At 48.4% G+C, this 21,782-nt stretch carries 15 protein-coding genes; 6 read left to right on the top strand and 9 right to left on the bottom strand.

Going from position 1 to position 21,782, the window contains the following annotated elements; genetic code table 11:
• Window positions 1-39: 39 nt before the first annotated feature.
• The 4 genes from EL628_RS27785 to EL628_RS27770 all read right to left on the bottom strand — a co-directional run bounded on the left by EL628_RS27785 (window position 40) and on the right by EL628_RS27770 (window position 7,644).
• Window positions 40-2,763, bottom strand: a complete 2,724-nt coding sequence (locus tag EL628_RS27785; protein WP_126583230.1) for a non-ribosomal peptide synthetase — start codon at window positions 2,761-2,763, stop codon at window positions 40-42.
• Window positions 2,760-5,891 carry a non-ribosomal peptide synthetase gene (locus EL628_RS27780; RefSeq protein ID WP_126583229.1) on the bottom strand — a complete coding sequence of 1,044 codons (3,132 nt, stop codon included), beginning with the start codon at window positions 5,889-5,891 and terminating at the stop codon, window positions 2,760-2,762. Before EL628_RS27780 ends, EL628_RS27785 begins: the two co-directional genes overlap by 4 nt.
• A complete protein-coding gene (locus EL628_RS27775) occupies window positions 5,888-7,009 on the bottom strand; it encodes a 2-oxo acid dehydrogenase subunit E2 (RefSeq protein ID WP_126583228.1) in 1,122 nt (373 codons plus the stop codon). The genes EL628_RS27780 and EL628_RS27775 overlap by 4 nt, the downstream gene beginning before the upstream one ends.
• Window positions 7,010-7,203: 194 nt before the next feature.
• Window positions 7,204-7,644: an SRPBCC domain-containing protein gene (locus EL628_RS27770; protein ID WP_126583227.1), complete on the bottom strand. Its 441-nt coding sequence runs from the start codon at window positions 7,642-7,644 to the stop codon at window positions 7,204-7,206.
• 290 nt (window positions 7,645-7,934) lie between these two features.
• On the opposite strand from EL628_RS27770, the gene EL628_RS27765 reads away from it, so the two are divergent.
• Entirely contained in the window at window positions 7,935-8,285 is a 351-nt protein-coding gene (locus EL628_RS27765) for a YciI family protein (protein ID WP_245994562.1), read from the top strand.
• A 79-nt stretch (window positions 8,286-8,364) separates the two neighbouring features.
• Here the strand turns inward: EL628_RS27765 and EL628_RS27760 are convergent, their stop codons facing one another.
• The 4 genes from EL628_RS27760 to EL628_RS27745 all read right to left on the bottom strand — a co-directional run bounded on the left by EL628_RS27760 (window position 8,365) and on the right by EL628_RS27745 (window position 12,811).
• A complete protein-coding gene (locus tag EL628_RS27760; protein WP_126583225.1) occupies window positions 8,365-9,621 on the bottom strand; it encodes an RNA polymerase sigma factor in 1,257 nt (418 codons plus the stop codon).
• 255 nt (window positions 9,622-9,876) lie between these two features.
• A complete protein-coding gene (locus tag EL628_RS27755; protein WP_126583224.1) occupies window positions 9,877-10,917 on the bottom strand; it encodes a methyltransferase in 1,041 nt (346 codons plus the stop codon).
• 115 nt (window positions 10,918-11,032) lie between these two features.
• Window positions 11,033-11,515: a winged helix DNA-binding protein gene (locus EL628_RS27750; protein ID WP_126583223.1), complete on the bottom strand. Its 483-nt coding sequence runs from the start codon at window positions 11,513-11,515 to the stop codon at window positions 11,033-11,035.
• Between the two features lie 84 nt (window positions 11,516-11,599).
• Window positions 11,600-12,811: a cytochrome P450 family protein gene (locus tag EL628_RS27745; protein WP_126583222.1), complete on the bottom strand. Its 1,212-nt coding sequence runs from the start codon at window positions 12,809-12,811 to the stop codon at window positions 11,600-11,602.
• Between the two features lie 359 nt (window positions 12,812-13,170).
• Here EL628_RS27745 and EL628_RS27740 point away from each other — a divergent pair, with 359 nt between their 5' ends.
• From EL628_RS27740 to EL628_RS27730, 3 genes are all read left to right on the top strand, one after another.
• Complete coding sequence (locus EL628_RS27740; RefSeq protein WP_126583221.1) at window positions 13,171-14,289, top strand: LLM class flavin-dependent oxidoreductase; 1,119 nt, start codon at window positions 13,171-13,173, stop codon at window positions 14,287-14,289.
• 125 nt (window positions 14,290-14,414) lie between these two features.
• Window positions 14,415-15,587: an aminotransferase class V-fold PLP-dependent enzyme gene (locus EL628_RS27735; RefSeq protein ID WP_161975825.1), complete on the top strand. Its 1,173-nt coding sequence runs from the start codon at window positions 14,415-14,417 to the stop codon at window positions 15,585-15,587.
• A gap of 20 nt (window positions 15,588-15,607) precedes the next feature.
• Window positions 15,608-16,432, top strand: a complete 825-nt coding sequence (locus EL628_RS27730; protein WP_126583219.1) for a class I SAM-dependent methyltransferase — start codon at window positions 15,608-15,610, stop codon at window positions 16,430-16,432.
• Between the two features lie 518 nt (window positions 16,433-16,950).
• On the opposite strand, the gene EL628_RS27725 is transcribed toward EL628_RS27730, so the two are convergent.
• Window positions 16,951-17,838, bottom strand: coding sequence for a hypothetical protein (locus tag EL628_RS27725; RefSeq protein ID WP_126583218.1), 888 nt, complete (start codon window positions 17,836-17,838; stop codon window positions 16,951-16,953).
• A gap of 722 nt (window positions 17,839-18,560) precedes the next feature.
• On the opposite strand from EL628_RS27725, the gene EL628_RS27720 reads away from it, so the two are divergent.
• Complete coding sequence (locus EL628_RS27720; protein WP_126583217.1) at window positions 18,561-19,265, top strand: hypothetical protein; 705 nt, start codon at window positions 18,561-18,563, stop codon at window positions 19,263-19,265.
• A 426-nt stretch (window positions 19,266-19,691) separates the two neighbouring features.
• The gene (locus EL628_RS27715; RefSeq protein WP_126583216.1) at window positions 19,692-21,620 is read left to right on the top strand and encodes a WD40 domain-containing protein; all 1,929 of its coding nucleotides are present in this window, start codon (window positions 19,692-19,694) and stop codon (window positions 21,618-21,620) included.
• The last annotated feature ends 162 nt before the right edge of the window (window positions 21,621-21,782 follow it).

Genomic DNA, 21,782 nt, shown 5'->3' with positions numbered 1-21,782 from the left:
TGCTCTAGCGTAGAAGGCGTGACCAGCCAATCAGGCCGTTTATTGCTTCTCAGCACCATCGGTAAGCTGGTTGATATAATACTCCAGGCGCTGGGCAATCAGAGGACAGGCGGAGCCTAAGATCCCAAAATGATCACCTTCAACTGTACTGACCTCAATTGGTCCGCTGATAAATCCGCTCCAGACGGATGTTGTGTGGTCAATGACCTCTTGTTCATTATCGCCTGGAATGATCATTTTTATCATGGTCACTTTTTCTGGATACCGTTCGCCTGCTGGTTGATACGTCTGATTGGCAAGGACGTGGTGCTGGAAGATCTCGACCCAGCGTTGTAGCTGTTCCAATGTATCGGCGAAATTGACTTTGCTCGCAAATTCCATATAGTATTGCCACTGCTGCTCCTGAGACATGCTGCGCAATACTGCTTCTGGTAAGAACTGCGGAAGGTAGCCCTGGGGATGGTTCGGCCAACTGGCCGCCAGACCCATTACTGACCAGCTAATGATAGATGTTGCATCTTCAGTGGGTGGGAAGAATTCTGGCAGAGGAGGATTGGAGTCAATCATTGCCAACAATGCGACCTTTTCTCCGTTCTGCTGAAGGCGACGAGCCATCTCAAAGGCAATCAGCCCTCCAAAGGACCACCCTCCCAGATAGTATGGGCCTTCCGGCTGAAAGTTTTTGAGTAATGGCAGATAGCGCTCAGCTAGCTTATCGATACTGGAGCAGGGCTGCCATTGTGAGGAAAGGTGCGACTCCTCGATTGCATAAACTGGCTGGTCCTCCTGCATAAACGATTTGATTTGCATATAAGGGTAAATAAAGCCTGATGCAGGGTGCATGAGGATCAGTGGCGGCCTGGTGCCTTTGTCCTGTAGACAGACAAGTGAATAGGCTGGTAGGAGCTCGCTCTGCTGATAGAGAAATTGTGCCAGCCGTTCAACGGTGAGATCAGTAAAGATAGTGAAGGGCATGTCTTTTCCAAAGAGATTTTTCAAGCGTCTGATCAGACGGAGTGCTAACAGCGAATGGCCTCCCAGATCAAAAAAGTTATCTTGCACACTGATTGGATAAATCCCAAGCAGATCTGCGAAGATACGGGCGATCTGATCCTCAACGACGGTACGGGGGGCGACAAAATAGGCTCCACTATCCACTGCTGGTTCTGGTAAGGAGGCTGTATCAATCTTTCCCAGGAGCGTTAAGGGCAGGGCATCAAGCAGAATGTAGGCCGCAGGAAGCATGTAATTGGGTAATTGAGTGACGAGATAGCGTCGGAGATCTTTGATGGTCATGGTGGACCCGCTTTGAGGGACCACATAGGCCAGCAATCTTTTATCGCCCAGAGGATCTTCTCGGGCTATGATTAAGGCTTGCTTTACGTCTGAATGCCGTTGGAGTGCTGCAGTCACTTCGGCCAGTTCAACGCGAAAGCCGCGGATCTTCACCTGCTGGTCATTGCGCCCAAGAAATTCGAGCATGCCATCAGCAAGATAGCGGGCGAGATCGCCGGTTTTATAGAGCCTGGTCTCCTGGTCTGTACGAAATGGATCATTGATGAAGAGCTCTGCTGTAAGCTCGGGGCGATTCAGATAGCCACGGGCTACGCCATCTCCACCAATATAAAGTTCTCCAGTCTCTCCCATGGGAACAGGCTGGAGTCTTTCATCCAGTACATAGACCTGCGTCTGTGCGACGGGCCTTCCGATTGGGACAGATCGGCTCAGATCAGTCGTTTTTGTAATCAGGCCATAGCAGGTGAAGGTGGTGTTCTCTGTGGGCCCGTAGCCATTGATGAGTTGGCAGTGTGGTAGTTCTTCAAGTGCCTTGCGCATATGCGAGGTTGAGAGGACATCTCCTCCTGCCAGCAGTTGCTGCACATGTTGCAAGTGTTCCGTCTGACTCTCAATCATCTGATGAAAGAGTCCAGCCGTGAGCCAGAGAATAGTGATGTTCTGTTCTTTGATGAACAGGCCGAGCTCATCCAGCGTTGGTTGTTGTGGCGGAAACAGGACCAGGCATGCCCCATTGAGCAATGGCCCCCAGATCTCGAACGTTGAAGCATCAAAGGTTAAAGGGGAGAATTGAAGAAAGATATCATGTGGCTGAATGGTTACAACATTGGGTGAAGCTACCAGGCGTACAACATTGCGATGGGTAATGCAGACCCCTTTTGGTTTTCCGGTTGAGCCTGAGGTTGCAATCACATATGCCAGATTCTCCGCGGTTGGAGTGGGGAGGACATCTGGATTAGTCTCCATTGTGGACGAGGTTGGATAGTCTTCATCGAGATAAAAAAGTTTTCCCTGGAAGCCTGGCAAGATGGTGCTATAGCGTTGACGGGTGAGGAGGAGTTGAATCGCGCTGTCTTCGAGTAGAAAGCGTAGCCGCTCTTTTGGTTCATCAAGCGCAAAGGCGACGTACGCTCCGCCAGCTTTGAGAATTCCCAGTATCCCCACGATCATTTCAAGGGATCGTTCAATGCAGATCCCAACGCAGATCTCTGGCCCGACTCCCAGATGGCGCAACGATCTGGCAAGGTGGTTGGCCTGTTCATTCAGTTGGGCGTAGCTGATCTTTTGTTTGTCGGCGATAATAGCGATAGCTTCAGGTGTTTGTGCTGCTTGCCGTTCAAATAGTTCATGGATGCACGCTTCGCGTGGATAGGGACTGGTAGTCTGATTCCATGCTATAACCGTTTGCTTCCAGTTGTCCTTAGTGAAGGTCATGGGTGAGGAGGCGGATAAAAGTGAGTCGCTCATACGGTTTCGTTCCTTTCCACTTGAGCTAAAAGCTCGTCAATCTGTTGGGTGGGGTCAAGAGTCATCGACCAGAGAATCTGTTCAAGCCTCTTTGCAAAATGCTGAATAGTCGTAGCCATAAATATATCGGTGTTGTACTCTATCATTCCTTTCAATTGATCTTGTGCTTCCTCAAATTCAATATTGAGATCAAATCTAGACGTCGTTGTCTCAAATTCGATCAATTGTATCTGGAGGTGCGGTAGGGTCAGCTCTGGAAATTGCGGTTTGCATTGAAAGGCGACCTGAAAGAGTGGAGAAAGATAGCGGTGATCTCGGTAGGGTTGCAGATGCTGTACCAGGAGTTCAAAAGGAAGCTCCCGATGTTGATAGGCTCCAAGGGTTGTCTCGCGTACACGGGCCAGAAGCTCTCGAAGATCAGGGTTTCCAGCTAAATTTGTACGTAGAAGAAGGATATTTACAAAGTAGCCAACCAGCGGCTCAAACGCACGCTGTGTCCGATTCGCGGTAGGCGATCCAATAACAATGTCATTCACCTTGCAAAGAGATTTTAGCAATAGCTGTGCAGCTGTCAGTAGTGTCATAAACAGCGTACAGTTTTCTTTGCGACTCAACATGCGTAGTGCGTAACTTAACCTGGTGTTCAAGGTGAAATAATAGATAGCCCCACAATAGGTTGGACGCAGAGGGCGAGGATGATCAGTTGGCAGTGGTAAGGGAAATGGTGTTCCAGATAACTGTTTTTTCCAGTATTCAACAAGATGAGTCAGGACGCTCCCTTGCAGATACTGCCTCTGCCAGATGGCATAATCTACTGCATGAAATATACTCCTCTCGCGTAACTGGTCTGGTTGCGCAATAATTTGGGGCTGCGAGAAGGTCGTGTAGAGAAGAGAGAGCTCTTTAAAGAGAATCTGTACCGACCACCAATCGATAATAATATGATGAAAAAGGAGCAACAATAAATGGTCATCTGTCTGGAGCTTGATAAGCTTCACCAGAAAGAGCGGCCCCTGTTCAAGATCGAAGCGATGTTGTACTGCCTGACGAATATGGTGTGTGCGTTCTGTTGTATTGAGAAGTGAAAGATCAGACCAGGTGATGATCGGCGCAAAAGCAGGCATGATTTTTTGTACAGGTTCTTCATCCTCCTCAACAAAGACAGTACGCAGACTCTCATGCTCTAGAATGAGTTGGCTAAGGCTCTGCTCCAGAGCCGAGAGATGGAGTCTGCCCTGGAGATGAAACAGCAAAGGAACGGTATAGGCCAGGAGACCAGTATGAAACTGTTCGATCATCCAGAGCGCTTCCTGGGCAAATGACAGTGGGAATTGTGCCGGGTGAGCCGTTTTTACCCCATCTTCAGCGGAAGAGAAGATCCGATCTCTGCTCTCTTCAAGATAGGTAGACTGTAAAGCGATCGTCGGATTATCAAAGAAGTCCATAAGTTCGATCGTAACAGCAAACTGTTCTCGCAGGCGAACAACAATCTGGGTGGCCTGTAAAGAGTTGCCGCCCAGATCAAAAAAATGATCGTTACGGCCAACCTGATCAAGCTGGAGAACTGTTCGCCAGATGGCTGCAACCTCTTTTTCGACCGGCGTCTGTGGTTCAACATAGACTGTGTGTAGCTCTGGCCTCATCCCAAAGGGCAATGGAAGGGCTGCTGTATCAAGTTTTCCATTAAGCGTCAATGGCCAGCGTTCTATGCGTATTAATGCACGCGGCAGCATATAAGCGGGCAAATATTTTGCAAGGAAACGTTTCAGTTCTTCGCTCTCACAGGAGGCACGTTCATGTGCTATAAAATAGGCGAGAAGATGGGACTCTCCAACTCCATCTTCATGTAAAAGCGTCAGACTCTCCTGAATCGCTGGATGTCGATTGAGCGTTGCCTCGATCTCTCCTAATTCAATGCGAAAGCCACGCAACTTTACCTGTTGATCAAGACGGCCAAGAAACTCCAGTGCTCCATCTGAGCGCATACGAGCGAAATCGCCAGTTTTGTAGAGGCGTGCTTCTCCTCCAGTGCCAAAGGGATCAGGAATAAACCGTTCAAGTGTTAACAACGGACGTTTGAGGTAGCCACGGGCAAGCCCTTGCCCACCGATGCAGAGCTCACCAGTTTCGCCGATGGGGACGGGGTGTCCCTCCTGATCCAGAAGATACACTTGTACATTGGTAATAGGCCAGCCGATGGAAGGGAAGAACGAACCTTGTGCATCTGCGGAGAGCTCAATAGACGTCGCCACAACCGTTGCTTCCGTTGGACCATAATTATTGATAACCTTAAAAGGAAGCTGTGCAGGTGGATACAAGCGTAAACGATCACCACCTGTAAGGAGAATACGCAGTGAGCTCTGTTCGTGCCATGAGCGTCTCAACAGGGCCTCTGCCATAATTGTAGGCAGAAAACTGATCGAAATCTTTTCAGCCAGAAGCCACTGCTGTAATTGTTCAGGATCACCGAGCAACTGATCAGGAATGAGATGAACGCTCGCTCCAATCAGTAGATAAGGCCAGATCTCCCAGACTGAGGCGTCAAAACTGATGCTGGCAAACTGGCTGGCTCGATCCTCAGCCGTAACCGCAAATGCAGTAAGATGCCAGTCAATTAGATTGAGCAGACTTTGCTGTTCGACAAGGACCCCTTTCGGCTCTCCCGTTGAACCAGAAGTATAGATAGCGTACGCAAGATTCTGATAGTTAGTAGTACAGGCAGGGTTTCCCCTTTCGTAGAAGGCTAACACAGGCTGGAGAGCATCGAGGCACAGCACCTGCGAAGCCATATTGGGCATATTCCGTTGAAGAGACGAATGCGTAATTACTATAGGGGCCTGAGTATCATTGAGAATAAATGCCAGGCGGTCCAGTGGATAGGTCGCATCCACTGGCACATAGGCACCGCCAGCTTTGATAATAGCAAGAAAAGCGATAATGAGTTCAATAGAACGCGGTAAGTAGAGCGCAACCAGAACTTCAGGACCTACCCCCAGCGTTTGCAGATAATGAGCAAGCTGGTTGGAGCGTTCATTGAGTTCTTGATAGGTCATCCGTTCATGTTGATGTGAAAGAGCAACTGCATCGGGCATTCGTTGCACCTGTGCCTCAAAGAGGGTCTGGATCATACGTTATTCTCGCTCACGCTTTCAAGTCTCCGTTTGATCTCCTGAAGAAACTGCACTGCTTCTGCCCCATTGATGAAGCGATGATCGTACGTCACACCAAGCGTGATATACTGCCGCCTGCGCACCTGTCCTTCGTCATCAAAATACAGTTCATCCTGTACTGAACAGAGCGAGAGCATAGCCGTCTGAGTAGGGAATATAATAGGCAGAGCGAGCAAAATATCTTGCTCTGTATGCACCGAAATAGTAAGTCCGCCACCGCTAAGATCATCGTCCTTAAACGCTTTTTGGAGTGCTTTAAGGCGAGCCTCCATCAGCTCATCGGCGATCTGCTCCAACGATTTCGTGTCCACGGCCTTTAGAACAGGAATATAGAGCCCCGTCCCCACATCCATAGTGACGCCAATGCCAGTTGTGACAGCTTCCCCCTGATCATGGTTCTGGTAAAACTGTGGATAGAGACTGGAGAGCGCCCCCACTTCTTTTAAGAAGACCTCAAGCAGCCCGATGATCACGCCTTCGCGCTCAATATAGTGGGTAATTGCCTGAAGGGCAGGATCACAAAAGATTTTGATTGCAGCAAAGGCACTTGGAATAGTCTGATGGGCCAGCGTAACTCTTTGCGCAACAAGAGACTGAGTACGCTTTGACTGTAATACAGTCTGCTGACGAGACGTTAGTACAGGCTGTTGTTTCGAATCTGTATTTTCGAGCAATGACAGAATATCGGCCTTTTTCACAAATTTCTTGCCAAGAGAGGCAAGCTGGTTGTCAGAAATATGATGTTCTCGCACAAGCGCTTCAGCATCCTGTGTCAGAATATACTTTTGTGGTAGCTCATGGGCATCTGCCGTCTCTCGAGAGAGAAAGGCCTGTCGTTCCTCAGCAGTTGCAAAGAGGAGGGCCACTTCAGAGCCAGGAGCATACTCTTCCCCAGCGTTTCCACGCACCTGAAGGATGCCTATTCCAGGGCTCATGAGATCGATCGTCGCTTTTGAAGTTTCAAGCGTTGCCAGAAGCGCCCCCTCATCTACTTCTTGCCCATTCTCATAGAGCCATTCTACCAGGACGCAGGTGTCATCATTGCTATTAATCTGAGGTATCGTAATTATTTGCATATATTACCTCCTGGTTGCTATAAAATAAAAGGTGCCGTGAAGCCAGAAAAATTGGATAACCAGTGCAAGAGACGCCGGGCATGGGGTTAAGAATAATGAGTATGAATATGCCCACCGCTCAGCCAGGAGTAAGGAGAAGGAGAAGAGCGGTTGGGCATAGTGCAAGCATTGGGTACATTTTTGAAATATGAGAGCTAGAAGAGGTCTGGGAGTGCCTCACCCGTCTCGATCAGGCTTTTAAGACTGGAGAGCACATAGATCCAGCCTGCATGGAACTGACCTTCAGCAAAGGCGGTATCGTTGATACTGTCATGGGTAAGCTTTACAAGAGCTGTTGTGCCTAGTGGCTGAATGTCCCAGGTGACTGTTGAGGCCTGGCTATCAGGAATCCAGGTAGGCGTAAAGGTAGTCTTTAAATGGCTCTGGGGCTCGATCTCAATGACTTTGCCCTCGGAGGAGAGGCTTCCATCCAGATTGTAATAGCGGAAATCAGAGTCCTTTTCCCAGGTAGATTCCACTCGTGTTTTGAAATAATATTTTTGAGTAGAATCGGGACTGGTAATTGCCTGCCAGACCACCTCTGGAGCGGCATTGATAATCACTTCATACTCGTGTGCGGCAACAGCTGCGCTCATAGCATCGTATCCTTTTCTTTGTCTAGCTTTTATGTCGACAGTTTGGTGCTACGAGAAGAATGTAAACATATCTCTTCTCTTAAGAAAAGTATAGTGCCCTCTGAAAGAGAAATCTTCTTCAATCTTGCTGAATTGACATATATTCATGAGCTGTTGCGAAAGAAGAGCTGCTGAGGGCTTCTTAAAAATGTGTATAAAAGGAAAATTCTTAGATATGGGGATATACAAAAAAACCTCAAGTGGTATATAACAAGGTATATAGTAGAAAATGGAGGGAATGTACCTTGACAGTGATCACCGATGAATTTATGCAACAGACGTTGGCGACGACAAAGCCGTGTTCAGTGATGGTTTTGAAGGTTGGCCCGAATAGACAGAAGCCAGGCGCAGAAGCGATCGTGTGGGAACATGGACGCAGGAATTTTCTCTTATCGACGCAAAATCTGCTCTGGTTGGCCTGCCCGATCTCTGATGAAAGTAATCTCGCCGGGATTGGCATTTTTAATACAGATGTGGAGGAGGTCAAAAAAGTCATGGACGAAGATCCTGGCGTAAAGGCAGGAGTCTTTGTTTACGAAGTGCATAGCAGCGTTTATTTTGATGGCCGGACGCTGGCCCTGAAAGAGGCATCGAAACTATAAGCGAAGCGGCGGAGAAAGCCAGTCAACGAAATCTGCTCTCTCCCGCTCTTTCTCTCGACCATAGAACTATCGTTATGTTTCATTGCAGGCTTGAGACTTCTGCAAGGCGACGCAGAAGGAATGAGCGCTCCGTTTCGTTCTGGCAGAGATTGAGCGCTTCAAGATAGGTGTCATGAGCCTCTTTAAGGTGACCAGTGCGGCGGAGGAAGTCAGCACGAGCTGCGTGAAAGAGATGATATTTGCCGAGGGCTTTCTCCATGGCTGGCTCACTTAAGAGTGCCAGGCCCTGCTGTGGACCGTCGGCCATGGCTAAAGCAACGGCGCGATTCAATTCGATCACGGGTGAGGGGATCATTTGTGCAAGCAGGCCATAGAGTACGGCAATCTGCACCCAATCGGTCTCTTCAGCCGTTTTCGCTTGCACATGCAAGGCACTGATAGCCGCCTGAATCTGATAGGGTCCAATTTTTTTCATTAAAAGCGCCCGCTCAATCAGGGTATTTCCCTCTTGAATTTTATGCTGGTCCCAGAGTGAGCGATCTTGCTCTTCCAGAAGAATCAGCTCACCGTTCTGGCTGACACGTGCAGGATTGCGCGAATCATGCAGGAGCATAAGAGCCAGGAGCCCTAATGCTTCTGGCAATACCGCTGCAAGGGATTCACGGATGAGCAATTGAATGAGAATGCGGGTGAGCCAGATCGCTTCAGCACAGAGATCCTGGCGAATAAGCGCCTCTCCAAAGGTAGCACTATAGCCCTCATTAAAAATAAGGTAAAGGACGGAAAGCACTGCATCGACCCGTTCTTCCAGCACATCGGTGGATGGAACATGATAAGGAATGCCCGCATCTTTAATTTTCCGTTTGGCTCGCACTAAACGCTGGGCCATGGTGGGCACAGGAAGCAGAAACGCATTGGCAATCTCCTGTGTGGAGAGCCCACCTAATGTATGCAGAGTCAGGGCGACCTGTGCATCAAGTGCTAACGCGGGGTGACAGCAGGTAAAAATAAGTTTCAGGCGCTCGTCAGGAATCTCATCCTCTTGCATCTCATCTCCTTGCTCTTCCAGTAAGGCCTGCATATCGGCCTGTTTGCGAGAAAGACTACTGGCTCGGCGCAGACAGTCGATTGCCTTATGCCGCGCAGCGGTCATAAGCCATCCACCAGGATTATGAGGTATACCATCCACAGGCCAGCGCTCGAGAGCTACGATGAGAGCATCTTGTAAAGCATCCTCCGCCAACTCAAAATCTTTCACCATTCTGATTAAGGTGGCGAGAATACGATTGTACTCCTGTTGATAGATAGCGATGATAGTCGTATGCGTTGTCTCCATGCCCCTATCATAGCATATCGCCTGAAATCCTGCATAGCTTACTCTACTAAGATGACGAATAAGCGTATTCGAATTCGACGAATATCGCGCTCTATTTTTGTTTTATAGAAAATTTTATAGATATTGCTCGATTGAGAAAGAACTCATTTTCTAGATTAGATAACAATTTCATTTCTTTTATGGATGATATGCTTCAATAGAAGTGGGCCCCTTCAGTCGCTCTATGCTCTGAAGGGGTCCCATTCCCAATCCTTGTTAGCGAGGAGTTCCTTCTAGAATGGAGAGACCAGAGGTAGTGGGGATGACTTGCTGTAAGGTAAAGCCAGCCTCTTCAAAGAGGGCACGAAATTCCTCGGCGGTACGTCCATGGCCGCCATCGAAACAGAGGAAGTTTGCCACATCAAAGAGAGCAGCGGTGACGGCTGGTTGTTGTGGGATCAACATAAACTCGGCAAAGAGAATCTTGCCATGGGCCGGAATCGCTTTGCGGCAGGTCGTTAAGATCTGTCGTACACGCTCATCGTCCCAATCGTTAGCGATGAATTTAAAGAGATAGGCATCCTGATTCTCTGGGATCTCGGTGAAGAAATCGCCCCCGATGAAGGTGCCATGGGCTCCGAACGGTGTCCCGGCATACTGAGCTGTTGCTGCCTCGATGACTGATGGGCGATCTAAGAGTGTTGTCTGTATGGCTGGATAATGTTCATGGAGCAGTGCAAGGAAATTGCCCGTTCCACCACCAATATCGGCCACGCTATGGAATGCGGAGAAGTCGTAGGCTTCCAGGAGCGAAGGGTTGACCATGGTAGAGAACTCGGCCATGCCTTTGTTGAAGAGGCTTGCTGCATGAGGATCTGTCTCCAGATATTGCCACATATTCATTCCATGGACATGTCTCATGGCCGACTCGCCGGTTTTTACTGCATAGCCAAGCTGGTACCAGATTGCCCACGTCCAGTCCAGGCCGAAGAAGGCTGTAAACGAACGCAGGCTCTCGGGATTTTGTGTACAGAGATACTGTGAGAGAGCGGTCAAGGCAAACGTATCAGGCTCTGGTTCGGCAAAAATACCGATGGCGACCAGCGCTTGTAACAGCCGTTTAAGAGTTGGGGTATGTGTCTGCGTTGACAGGGCAATCTCACTCAGCGTTTTGGGGCCATCGGTGAGGAGATCGGCGATATTCAGTTCAGCGGCCACCTGCACCATGCGAGCCGACCACTCTCCACCGAGAATACTAAAAAAGGAGAGAGCAGCCTGATTTTTTTGTTGAATGGGCGCAACTTCGTTCGTAACCATTGTGTTTTCCCTTACAGTTTCTCTGCGTGTGATTAAGAAGACGTTCTACAGTATTTCAACCAGTGGTGCAACTTTTCGTCTTTTCACTTTTCAGTGGTGCAACCGAGATGCATTATTATGCTTCAGCGGGCTCAGCTTTTTTTTCGACTGCCTGGACCATCAGGTGGAGACTGTGCTCAAAATGTTCAGTCTCTATCTCATCCATCCCCTGCGAAAAGTATCGGGCCACTCCCTGAGCATAGATCGGCCAGGCTTTTTCAACGGCCTCTTTGCCAGACGGTGTCAATGCTAGACTGTCCTCAAGGGGTCTGTCGATGAGCGCTTCAGCAACCAGGCTATCGATGAGCCTGAGGAATGCTTGTCGATCTGCCTGCTGGTTGATCCCTCTGCGCTTCCAGAGCACCTGTGTAAGGAGTTCATCAGCTGTCAACTGAGTGCCTGGAGCCTCAAAGAGCGCATTGAGGAGATCGTAAGAAGCGATAGAGACACAACCAGCATCTGCAAGATCACGATCGATCTGGTCGTTCTGGCTACTGAAGGCCTCTAAAAATGCTCGCCAGGTGGCAAGCTGGAGCTTGGAAAGATATTCATCAGCCATAAAAGGTTTTCCTCCTGCATCAGTGTCTATAGGGCGTGATTGTAGAGGGCAGATCCTGATAGAAGATCTGCAATGAAAAGGTGTTTAGAATACGACGGGAAGATGATGGACGCCCAGAATCATCGCGCCGGGTCGCCAGACTAGGTCTTCCGCTGGCGTCTGTAAGCGCATCTGTGGGAGCCGGCGTAAGAGCGTTGAGATTGCAATCTGCCCCTCCAGGCGTGCCAGTGGAGCGCCCAGACAGTAATGAACGCCTTTGCTAAAGGCCAGGTGTCGATTCTCAGTGCGGGTAATATCGAGCGTATCTGGATTTTCAAACTCTGTTTCATCACGATTCGCAGCCGCAAGTGCTACGAGCACGAGATCTCCCCGGCGGATGAGCTGCCCGCCCCATTCGATATCTTCGCGAGCCCAGCTATAGGTACCTAACATCAAAGGGCTGCGAAAACGGAGAAATTCTTCAATGGCAGATTTAATCAAGGTTGGGTCCTGTTGAAGGAGTGCCATCTGCTCAGGGTGTGTTAAAAGTGCGAGCATCCCATTGCCAATCAAACATCCCGTCGTCTGATAGCCAGCCATAATCAGCAAGAAGATCATCGCCACCAGCTCGCGATCCGAGAGTCGATCACCCTGGGCATCGGGCTGCAATAATTGCGTGATCATATCCTGAGCGGGGTTCTCGCGTTTGCGTTGGACAAGCGCCCATAAATAGGCGTGATATGCCTCAAGTTGAGCCCCAACCTGTTCAAAGGCTGCTGGATCATCCAGTGCATCCACAATCTGTTTTGTCCAGGAATGAAGCTGAACATTATCTTCAGCAGGCATCCCTAACATCTCAAGAATGACAGTGAGCGGGAGCGGAAAGGCCAGATCCTCAAGCAGATCCATGCTCCCTCGCTCAACAAGCCCGTCTATCAGCGCATCGGTAATCTCCTGGATACGGTCTCGCCACAACTCTATCTGACGCGGAGTAAAAAAAGGATTGACCAGAGTGCGTAACCGCGTATGATTGGGCGGATCGAATTTCCCCAGGCCGAGGCTAAAAAGATCATCCGCTGATGCCGTGGTAGGATGGGCTCGTTCTTCGTGCGACAACAATGTCTGTTGTTCTTTTATAAAGCGATCATCACGTAGTACTGTCTCGACATCCCGATAGCGTGAAACCAGCCAGGTTCGTTGACCATTTGAAGAGCTTAGCTCATAAATAGGGTTTTCTGTTCGCAAGCGTGCAAAGGCAGAAAAAGGATTGGCCTTAAACCGTGAGGATGTGAGATCGAGGTCTGTTGATTGACTCATCGCCATCTCCTTGTACAGACATCAAATAATTACTGGCTACTGTGTGTATTCTAGATGATTGATCGGTGTTTTTTCTTCTTCCCGATTGCTTTTTTTTTGGACTTGATGATCTGTTACGCCTTAATTCTAGTAGAGAAGCTGCTTCTTTTTTTCTTCTTTCTGCTGCATGAGCGAACCTCGATACCGCAATTTAGAAGAAGCATTCTCTCAATTGACAATCTATACTCTTTTTAGAGCAATAAAAGTCTTTCTCCTCGTGTTATGCATTTCCCTTAGCTGTTTGTGCGTATTTTGTTGCTTACAAGGACTAGAGCCACTCATCCAGCGAAGAGTATGTTAACGATTTTCAAAAGGAGCGTATGATGTTAAAGCGTGTAGGTGTCTCTCTCGTCAATACGGGTGATCTTTCGATGGAAGAAATTGTTCAGTATGCGCAAGAGGCTGAGGAGCTAGGATATGAGGGGTTCTGGGTTGGAGAAGGTGATGGGAAAGAGAGCTTTGCGGTACTGGCAGCCGTTGCTTCTGGAACAAAGACATTGAGCCTGGGAACCGGAGATGTCAACTATTATTCTCGTACTCCTACGTTGCTGGCCATTGGTGCTGCGACGATCTCGCGTCTCAGTAACGGACGCTTCCTCCATTATGGGATTGGGACTGGAGGAGGGAGCTGGATGGAGGCTGCACACGGTATTGCGCTTGATCGTCCCGTCCAACGCGCCAGTGAGATGATTGATATTTTACGCGGCATTCTGACGCCAGAAAATGATGAGAACCTCTCGGCATCGCTGGTGGGTCTGCCCAGTGATGCCGTCGTCAGAGGCGGCGCGAATCGCCGCTTCACCTATCCTGGTAAAATCTACCCTATTTATTCATTTCGTCTGCGCGAAGGACCTGTAGCAGTACCACCTGCGATCTACCTGTCGGCGTTAGGTCCCAAGATGATTGCCCTGGCCGCCAAAAAAGCGGATGGTGTGATCTCCAATGGACTCTCTGAGGCATCCTATTATCGGTATCGAGAGATCTTTGAGCGCGAGGCTCCTCTGGTTGGACGCGATCCCAATCAGGTGCAGTTGTATACTCTCACCATGACCACTGCCGACGACAGTGCTGAATCCTTAGCGGCACTGCGCATCTGCCTGACCTATTTCTTTGGTGCCCCCCATTTTGCCCCCATTATGGAAGCGTCAGGCTATGGAGTAGCAGTCCAGCAGTTGCGCGAGACCTGGCGTACACAAGGAATTTTAGCTGCCAGTAATCTCGTCACGGACGATATGATGCAGCAGTTTGCGGTTGTGGGATCGCCCACTCAGCGTGCGCAGAAAATGCGCTGGATGCTTGATCGAAACATCTATCCCATCCTCTATCCCGTCTGCCGTGAAGGGCACGTGAAGGAAGATTGCTTTACCACCATGCGCTATGTTGCTCAATATATGCAAGAAGCACTTCCCGCTTCAACAGTTGAGAAAAGTAACGTTTAATACCATATCCTCAAGCAAGAGAGAATGCAAGCCTGTTCACAGCATTGTCTGGCGACTGCCCGGGCCATATGAGAGCAGGTTGGCAGACTCGAACATACTTGTGCGAGGAAGAAGGATTTTTCGTGATGATCAATACCCACGTTGATATGGCCGAGGTGCGTCAGCAATTGCCAAGCCTCGAGAAGCATATTTACATGAATACCGCCGCATTTGGACCTCTGCTGCGATGTGCTCCACAGGCCATGGCGAGCTGGTTGGAGACCGAGGCGACCGAGGGGCGTTTAGGTCTGGCGACTTACGAGCCAATGGGAAAACTCTATACGGAGACGCGTAGCACCATTGCCCGGCTCATTAACGCCGATGTGGATGAGATCGCGCTCACTGGAAACACGGGTGAAGGGCTGAATATCATCTGTAATGGTTTTGATTGGCAGCCAGGCGATGAAATCATCATGACCAATCATGAGCATATCAGCGCCATCATTCTGATGTATTATCTGCGAGATCGCTATGGCGTGGTCTTACAGATTGCAGACCTTGGCCCGCGGGGGGACCAGCCAGCAGATGAAGCCATCGCGGCCTTGATTACTCCTCGTACGCGTCTGATTGTCATCTCGCACGTCTCATTTATGACCGGTGCCGTGATTGATATTCCAGTTGTTACCGCGCTGGGTCGAAAATCGAATGTCCCTGTGCTGGTTGATGGGGCTCAAGCAGTCGGTGTTCTACCAGTGGACGTCAAAGCGCTGGGGGCTGATTTCTATGCCTTTCCGATGCAGAAATGGTTATGCGGACCAGATGGGACGGGCTCCCTCTACGTCAGACGCGAGCTCCTGTCGAGCATTCATCCCACCTATGTCGGAGGCTGGTTTTCACTCAAATTTGAAGCCCTGCGCAAATGGGATTTTCATCCATCGGCGCAGCGCTATGAGCTTGGTGGTCGCCACTCCTCTGCTGTCGCTGGACAGCTTGCCTGCTTGCGCTGGTTAGAAGAGAAGGCTACATATCCCTGGATCTTTGAGCGCACATCGGCCTTAAATAGTGCGGTCTATGCTGCGGTACAGGATCTTCCAGGCGTGGGCCTGCTGACGCCACAGCCAGGTGCCAGCGGCTTATTAACGTTCACACTCGAAGACTGCGAGATGGGCGAACTGGCACAATGGCTCCAGCAAGAGTATTCAATCTATGCTCGAGCCATCCATGAGTACAATGCTCTACGTATCTCAACGGGCTTTTATAATACTGAGGAAGAGGTTGCCACCTTATCCAATGCGCTTCATCAGTGGAGAAAATCCTGATAGTGGAAAGGAAAAGCGTTATGCAGACTGAATCGTCATCTCAGGTTGACCTTGAGCGGATCAAAGCATCGCAGCGTCAGGCCTGGTCGAGAGGAGATTACTCCATTACTGGGAGCAGCTTAGTGATCGTGGCGGAGAATCTGTGCGAGGCTGCTGACCTGCATGGTGGTCAGAAGGTTCTGGATGTGGCGACAGGCAGTGGCAATACGGCCATTGCAGCTGCCCGTCGACTCTGCGAGACGACCGGCCTTGATTATGTCCCTGCTCTTCTGGAGCGTGGGCGTGAACGGGCAGCGGCTGAACGTCTGCCTGTCACGTTCGTGGAAGGTGATGCCGAACATCTCCCATTTGCGGATGCCTCGTTTGATGTGGTGATGTCGACGTTGGGAGTCATGTTTGCGCCAGATCAAGAGCAGGCGGCTCGTGAGCTCCTTCGGGTCTGCCGTCCCGACGGAAAAATTGCGCTGGCAAGCTGGACGCCCGATAGCTTATTTAGTCGCATTGGGAGAATCACCGCAGCATACGCCCCTCCACCCTCTGGAGTGAAACCGCCAGTTTTATGGGGGAGTGAAGCGTACGTACGCAATCTCTTTGGTGATGAAGTGACTGAGCTGACAGCTACGAAAAGGACGTATTTTCATCGAGATATCTCGGCTCTGCATCTGTTGAATACAATGCTAACGTCGCTTGGTCCACTGATGACCACATTGCGAACTGTGATCTATGAGGATCGTCAGGGAATGTTGGATTCCATCATAGCCGCATTTGAGCAGGTGAATCAAGCCACCGATGGCACATTAGTTGCGCCAGACGAGTATCTCGAAGTGATAGCAATTCGACGATAAGATGGAGCGAAGGGTGAGGTTCAACGGGCATCATTCATGATGGTGGGGGTCGCCACGGCCATCATGAATGATGGGCCGTATATCCTTATGCGATAAATCGATCGTAAGATGCAATTAGATGTATGAGATGGGGAAAATGGAGGAGATGGTCATGGTGGGCATCATGAGGGAACCAGGAGGAGTGGGTCGCCATGGCCATTATGAATAATAGGCCGTACGTCCTTATGCGATAAATCGATCGTAAGATGCAATTAGATGCATGAGAGTAGGAAATTTTGGAATAGGGTGGAATGGGTCGCGGTGGCCATCATAAATGATGGGCGTAAAACGCCTCCCTTTATTCTTTGTCGCCTCCGAAGGAGAGATGTCATTGACCCGGTTTAGTAGAAACAGAGAATTGAAAGTCTACGACTGTAATACCTCCGAGAACAAGAGAAATGCTATTAGCAATAATAAAGTCGAGGGTCCAAATGATTTTCATAGATACAAGTGTCTGAAAAACTTTTAGCGCAATCGAGCTATTTAGATAAACCAAGTCGAAGCACAAGAAATCCAACTAGAATTGCTCCCAATACGGTTATAAGTAAGGTTAGAAGCGATTTTAACCACTCTTCCTGAAGTGTTCTTTTGGAAATTTCCCACCAGGTGGCTTTGAGGCCTTTCGTGGTAAAGAGATCGTAACCAAGATGAGCTACAATACCGGCAGGCTTCTCTGGCTCGTTAGCCTTGCCAAGCCAATCCTTCTTCAGAAGGAGCTGAAGCTCTTGAGGAAGTTCTCTAAATCCCTCTGATTTAAGAGTAGTACAGCAGGAGTGACAGATGAAGCCATTGAGTATTTTGAGTCTTACCTCGTCAAGGAAGGGAGTGAAATCACAAAGACACCCTCTTGTTCCGAGATGAACCGAGCTTTCTAATGGTTGACATACAAGTGCAATTGACTCTCTCACGATAAGCATTAAAATGAATTCTATAAGTGATGGAGGTGCCATGTAGCGCTTCCAGTTTCCCAGGGCCAATATGGCCAGATTGTGTGCAATCATTGAGTAATGATGATTATCAAAGCAGGCCATGGATACAAGTATGAAGTGAGAAGAGAGCGTTTTTTCTTTTATACTGTAATCTTGTATTTCACTAGACAAATATTTTTGGTAATTTTGGAGAAATGGCTGAACCTCATTTTTGGATCCATTCATCTCAACGTATCTTTGATTTGAAAACTTCTGAATAAATTCATCATTATCGTCAACTGGTAAAAATTCATATTCAAAAGTCTGTTGAAGTGTATTCATTTGAAGTACTAGAAATTGAAGTGCAGCTCTGTTCCTATTTAGCATCCCTAAATCACCTAATAAGATGCCGATCCGTCTTACCTGTTTGGGAGTAGAGTTTTCGATTGCAGTGATCATAGATTATTCATTCCTTCAAAAATTTTCCAAAAGGGATATTCGCTAACTGGATGAAAATTTTGCTCTTAATATAACCTTTTCTGTACTTACAATTATAGCATCAGATGATTTTCCAATCCAGCTATATCAGAAAAAAGTAATGAATAAACTGAAACTTTTAGCACTGTAAAAAATTTGGATATGATGTTTGTACTGAATGTGGCAGTACTAATCTTCATGATAACGGATAGGGATGGAAAGGTATTCTAAGCCAGTCTTTAAATTAACTATTTTCTCCGGGGATTGAAAATGGACATATCAACCAGTTTGCTTCTTTTCATGCTCTTGATATCAGTGTAATATGTTCATAAAACCGCTTTCTCTCTTATGAGTAGCTGAGAGCAACGGCGACCAGATCGCTTCCAAGGACCATGATCTGCCAGCCTCGTTGCTATCGTCGAACGAACGATCATTCCAGCCTCATGCAGATACTGCTCTACAAGATCTCCCGTCCTTCGCTCTTCTCGCTTTCCAGGCACGAGTTGTGTTTGTGTGTGTCTTTGTGAAGCGATCATGTTAGAAGCGAATGCTAGCTCAACATTCTGCTTCTGAGGAAGTTGTGAAACATCAATAGCGCGACCCCCCAAAGTTATGCATGGATAGTCTGTGTATGCGATATCATTCCTTATAGTTTAAGCCATGATCTCCTTCTTCAACAGGGCGGGAATGCCATTGATCCCATTATGCAAGATCTCCAGAAGACCTGGAATGATCTGCAGAATACCTGTTCTGATCTTACTACCACATGGGGTGATGAAGAGGGAACCGTTTCTGATATTGCTCAAACCACCATGCGTTCATTTAAAGATGCCCTGACCTTCAATTTTGGTGGGTGGTGGAATGATCAAGTTCATAGCTTAAGCGATGAAGGGCACTTGATTGGAGATGCATGGCATGCTGGAACAGATGAGCTGAGAATTGCAGGGGATGGCTTACGAATTCTCTGGGATGCTCTCCAACTGGCCTGGAAGATCCTCAGACAATGGGCAGAAGATATTTATCATGCAGTCACTAACTGCCTCTCGACGATTGGTTCATTTGCATCGACTGCGGCCCATGATATCCAGAATTTCCTTGGCGGAGCGGGCGCGATTGTCCAGGAGATCATCAAGGACGCACAGGCTTTCGTCACCGATGAAGAGAAGGGTAACGATCTGGCAGCCCTTGCTGATTTTGCTGATATGCTTGTAAACCCTGTACGGATGATGTCGGGCCAGCAAGCTTTGACTCAGCAGGCCATGGAGCAAGTGATCCTCAAAAAGGCGCCCTGGCTCCTCACCATTTTCAATAAGCTGCCCACATGGGTGAAGCTTCTGATTATCGCAATCCTCGCCATCGGTGTCGTTGGATATCTCTTTCTCACCGGTGCCTATTTTTTTATCTCCTGATCCTCGCGTCTCTGAATATCAAGCTAGTAAGATGGGCCATGTTGAGGATCAGACCGTCAAATGGGCGATTGATGAGATAAAAATATATAATGAGGCTCATCCGGATCGTCCAATCAAGTCTGTGACATTGAACATTTACACTTTTAAGGAGCCATGTAGCGATCGGTATGCGGATTGTAATGCTAATTTGAGGCGCCCCAAAAGCAAAGATGGAAGTATTACTAAAAGCCCATGGGAAAAAAAGATTGATAAAGAAACTGGTGGGAAGACTGACTCTACTATTGTCGTTTGGTCATCATATGGCAATTCGAGAGGTAGCGATGTGAAACCATGGCCTAAAGAATAAGGTGGAAGCTCATTCTTGTAGAGAACGAATAATGTACAATACAAAACAGATAGAGTTTCATCCAAAGGGGAATAAAATCGATGAGTGGATCATATAATGTGACCCCCCCTTCATATGTAGCGAAAGCTTTTCAATTGGTTCATCATTATGGTGCTGACGAAGCCTATGAAGAGTTTGCTAGCCGTTGGGGCGGACTGGATATTCGCACTTTTGAAGAGGCTGCGCTGAGAGGAGAAAGTACTGATCGGCTAGTGGCAATTTTAGCACTCGATGAATTGAAGAGTGCTGAGACGAGTGAGTTTCTTTGGAAGATGTTACCGTCTGCCAGTCGCCGCGATCGTGCGCTCTGTAGCATTGCCCTGGCAAAAAGGAATGATGAGCGTGCTTTTCCTTTGTTAAAGCAACTGCTTCAACAAGGAATTACCACCGAGGAGCATCTGTGGGCAGCTGAGAATAGAGGAGAAGAAGCGGCTGATGATATTCAGTGGTTAAGAAGTTGTTGCGATGATGCTGTGAGACTGCTCGAAGCACGCAAAGATGCGGAACTTCCAGCATTGGTTCGTAGAGAATACCAACGGATGTGGGATGCGGAACGTCTATCGGAGACGTGGATTGGCGGCCAATCATTTTATGATACGTTAGCATATGCGCTGGGTGATTATGGCGATTATACTTTCGTGCAACAGTTGCAGCTTCCGCCTGTTCATTATAAAGTTGCTCTCGTGTACATGGCTCTTGGTGCTCTTCATGTCATGCTTTCTTCTGATGAGGATATTTTTGCTGTCGTTCAGATTGAAGAGCAGCAGATACTGACGTTTCTTCATGAGCATACGACACTTTCTAAAGGTGAGCGAGACGAATGTGTCGGTAGATTTTATCGCCACTTTCAGGAACGGCTGCGGTATAAATTCCCTGCAAGAAAGGTTAGAAAGCAGACATCTAAGAATGTGGAGAATGAGGAAAACGATGAGCAAGAAGAGGTAAAAGAGCGTATCCCATCTGTCTACCCAGTTGTGTTTACACGCTATACCGGACACACCGGCGCTGTTCATCAATTGGCCTGGTCGCCTGATGGGAGTTTTCTTGCATCTAGTAGTGCCGATGGAACAGTTCAAGTCTGGGAGGTGGCTAGTGGTCAACTGCAGGTAACGTTTCGAAGGCATCTAGCTAGCGTCAATGCCGTGAACTGGTCACCCGATGGAAAGTATCTGGCTTCCGCTGGGAATGATAACCTCGTCTATGTTTGGGAAGCCGATACTGGAGAGGTGAAAACGGTTTATCAGGGGCATAGCGCCTGGATTTATAAAGGCTTAGCATGGTCGCCTGATGGGAGTCAAATCGCTTCCGCCTCCTGGGATCATACAGTACAGATTTGGGAGCCTTTCAGCGGAAAAACCCTATTGGTCTATCGAGGTCATCACAGTGTGGTATGTAGTCTTACCTGGTCGCCTGATGGAAGATGGATTGCTTCAGGGGGAGGTCTCCCAGACTGTTTGATCCATGTTTGGAACACACAGACAGGCATGCTTCGTTTGACCTATGACAAGTATGCAAAAGATGTCAAAAAGGAACGTATCATGCCCCGAGTACTTAGTGCTTCGGATGAAGAGTGGGCACGTGACCCCAGTAGCGTGCATAGTCTCTCCTGGTCGCCTGATGGAAAGTGGATTGCTTCGGCGGGACTCCGTTTGATCTGTCGCGTCTGGAATGCACAAACCGGCGAGGATCGTATCGTAAGGGACTCTGACGCCTGGGAGCCGATCTGTTGGTCGCCTGATGGTGTGTTTCTTTTAACACCCAATGAGAATCCTCAACAAGTAGATCAATGGTTTTTTGAGACGAATCAAACGTTGCTAACCTATGTTCTAGAGGGGGTAGGGTCGATAAAAGCTTTGGTCTGGTCTCCAGATGGACAAAAAATTGCGATATCTACGAACTTCGGTGAAGTTCTCGTATGGAATGCTCTTTTTTCAAAAGAAAGTTTCATTGCCGTACAGGAGCAAGGATAATCTTAGCAGAGAAAGCTCTGAAGATTGTCCGAACAAGAGAAAAGGGCTAGAAGTTTATCTATCTATAACCCTTTTCTTTTTGAAGATCATTACGGTAGGCTAGGCTACTGCAGAAAATAGTTTTTTACCTATAGAGATGAATTGTTATTGTGAACGCAAATA

The sequence above is a fragment of the Tengunoibacter tsumagoiensis genome, assembly GCF_003967535.1.
GTDB lineage: Bacteria > Chloroflexota > Ktedonobacteria > Ktedonobacterales > Ktedonobacteraceae > Tengunoibacter > Tengunoibacter tsumagoiensis.
The sequence above is the reverse complement of the archived record's forward strand: the minus strand, read 5'-3'. Positions and strand labels throughout refer to the sequence as shown.

Coding starts and splice junctions, on each gene's coding strand:
- EL628_RS27745 (WP_126583222.1), bottom strand. CDS start 12,811: ATGAGTCAATCAACAGACCTCGATCTCACATCCTCACGGTTTAAGGCC.
- EL628_RS27740 (WP_126583221.1), top strand. CDS start 13,171: ATGATGTTAAAGCGTGTAGGTGTCTCTCTCGTCAATACGGGTGATCTT.
- EL628_RS27725 (WP_126583218.1), bottom strand. CDS start 17,838: ATGATCACTGCAATCGAAAACTCTACTCCCAAACAGGTAAGACGGATC.
- EL628_RS27715 (WP_126583216.1), top strand. CDS start 19,692: ATGAGTGGATCATATAATGTGACCCCCCCTTCATATGTAGCGAAAGCT.
- EL628_RS27770 (WP_126583227.1), bottom strand. CDS start 7,644: ATGAGCGCAGCTGTTGCCGCACACGAGTATGAAGTGATTATCAATGCC.
- EL628_RS27720 (WP_126583217.1), top strand. CDS start 18,561: ATGCAAGATCTCCAGAAGACCTGGAATGATCTGCAGAATACCTGTTCT.
- EL628_RS27760 (WP_126583225.1), bottom strand. CDS start 9,621: ATGGAGACAACGCATACGACTATCATCGCTATCTATCAACAGGAGTAC.
- EL628_RS27755 (WP_126583224.1), bottom strand. CDS start 10,917: ATGGTTACGAACGAAGTTGCGCCCATTCAACAAAAAAATCAGGCTGCT.
- EL628_RS27780 (WP_126583229.1), bottom strand. CDS start 5,891: ATGATCCAGACCCTCTTTGAGGCACAGGTGCAACGAATGCCCGATGCA.
- EL628_RS27735 (WP_161975825.1), top strand. CDS start 14,415: ATGATCAATACCCACGTTGATATGGCCGAGGTGCGTCAGCAATTGCCA.
- EL628_RS27730 (WP_126583219.1), top strand. CDS start 15,608: ATGCAGACTGAATCGTCATCTCAGGTTGACCTTGAGCGGATCAAAGCA.
- EL628_RS27775 (WP_126583228.1), bottom strand. CDS start 7,009: ATGCAAATAATTACGATACCTCAGATTAATAGCAATGATGACACCTGC.
- EL628_RS27750 (WP_126583223.1), bottom strand. CDS start 11,515: ATGGCTGATGAATATCTTTCCAAGCTCCAGCTTGCCACCTGGCGAGCA.
- EL628_RS27785 (WP_126583230.1), bottom strand. CDS start 2,763: ATGAGCGACTCACTTTTATCCGCCTCCTCACCCATGACCTTCACTAAG.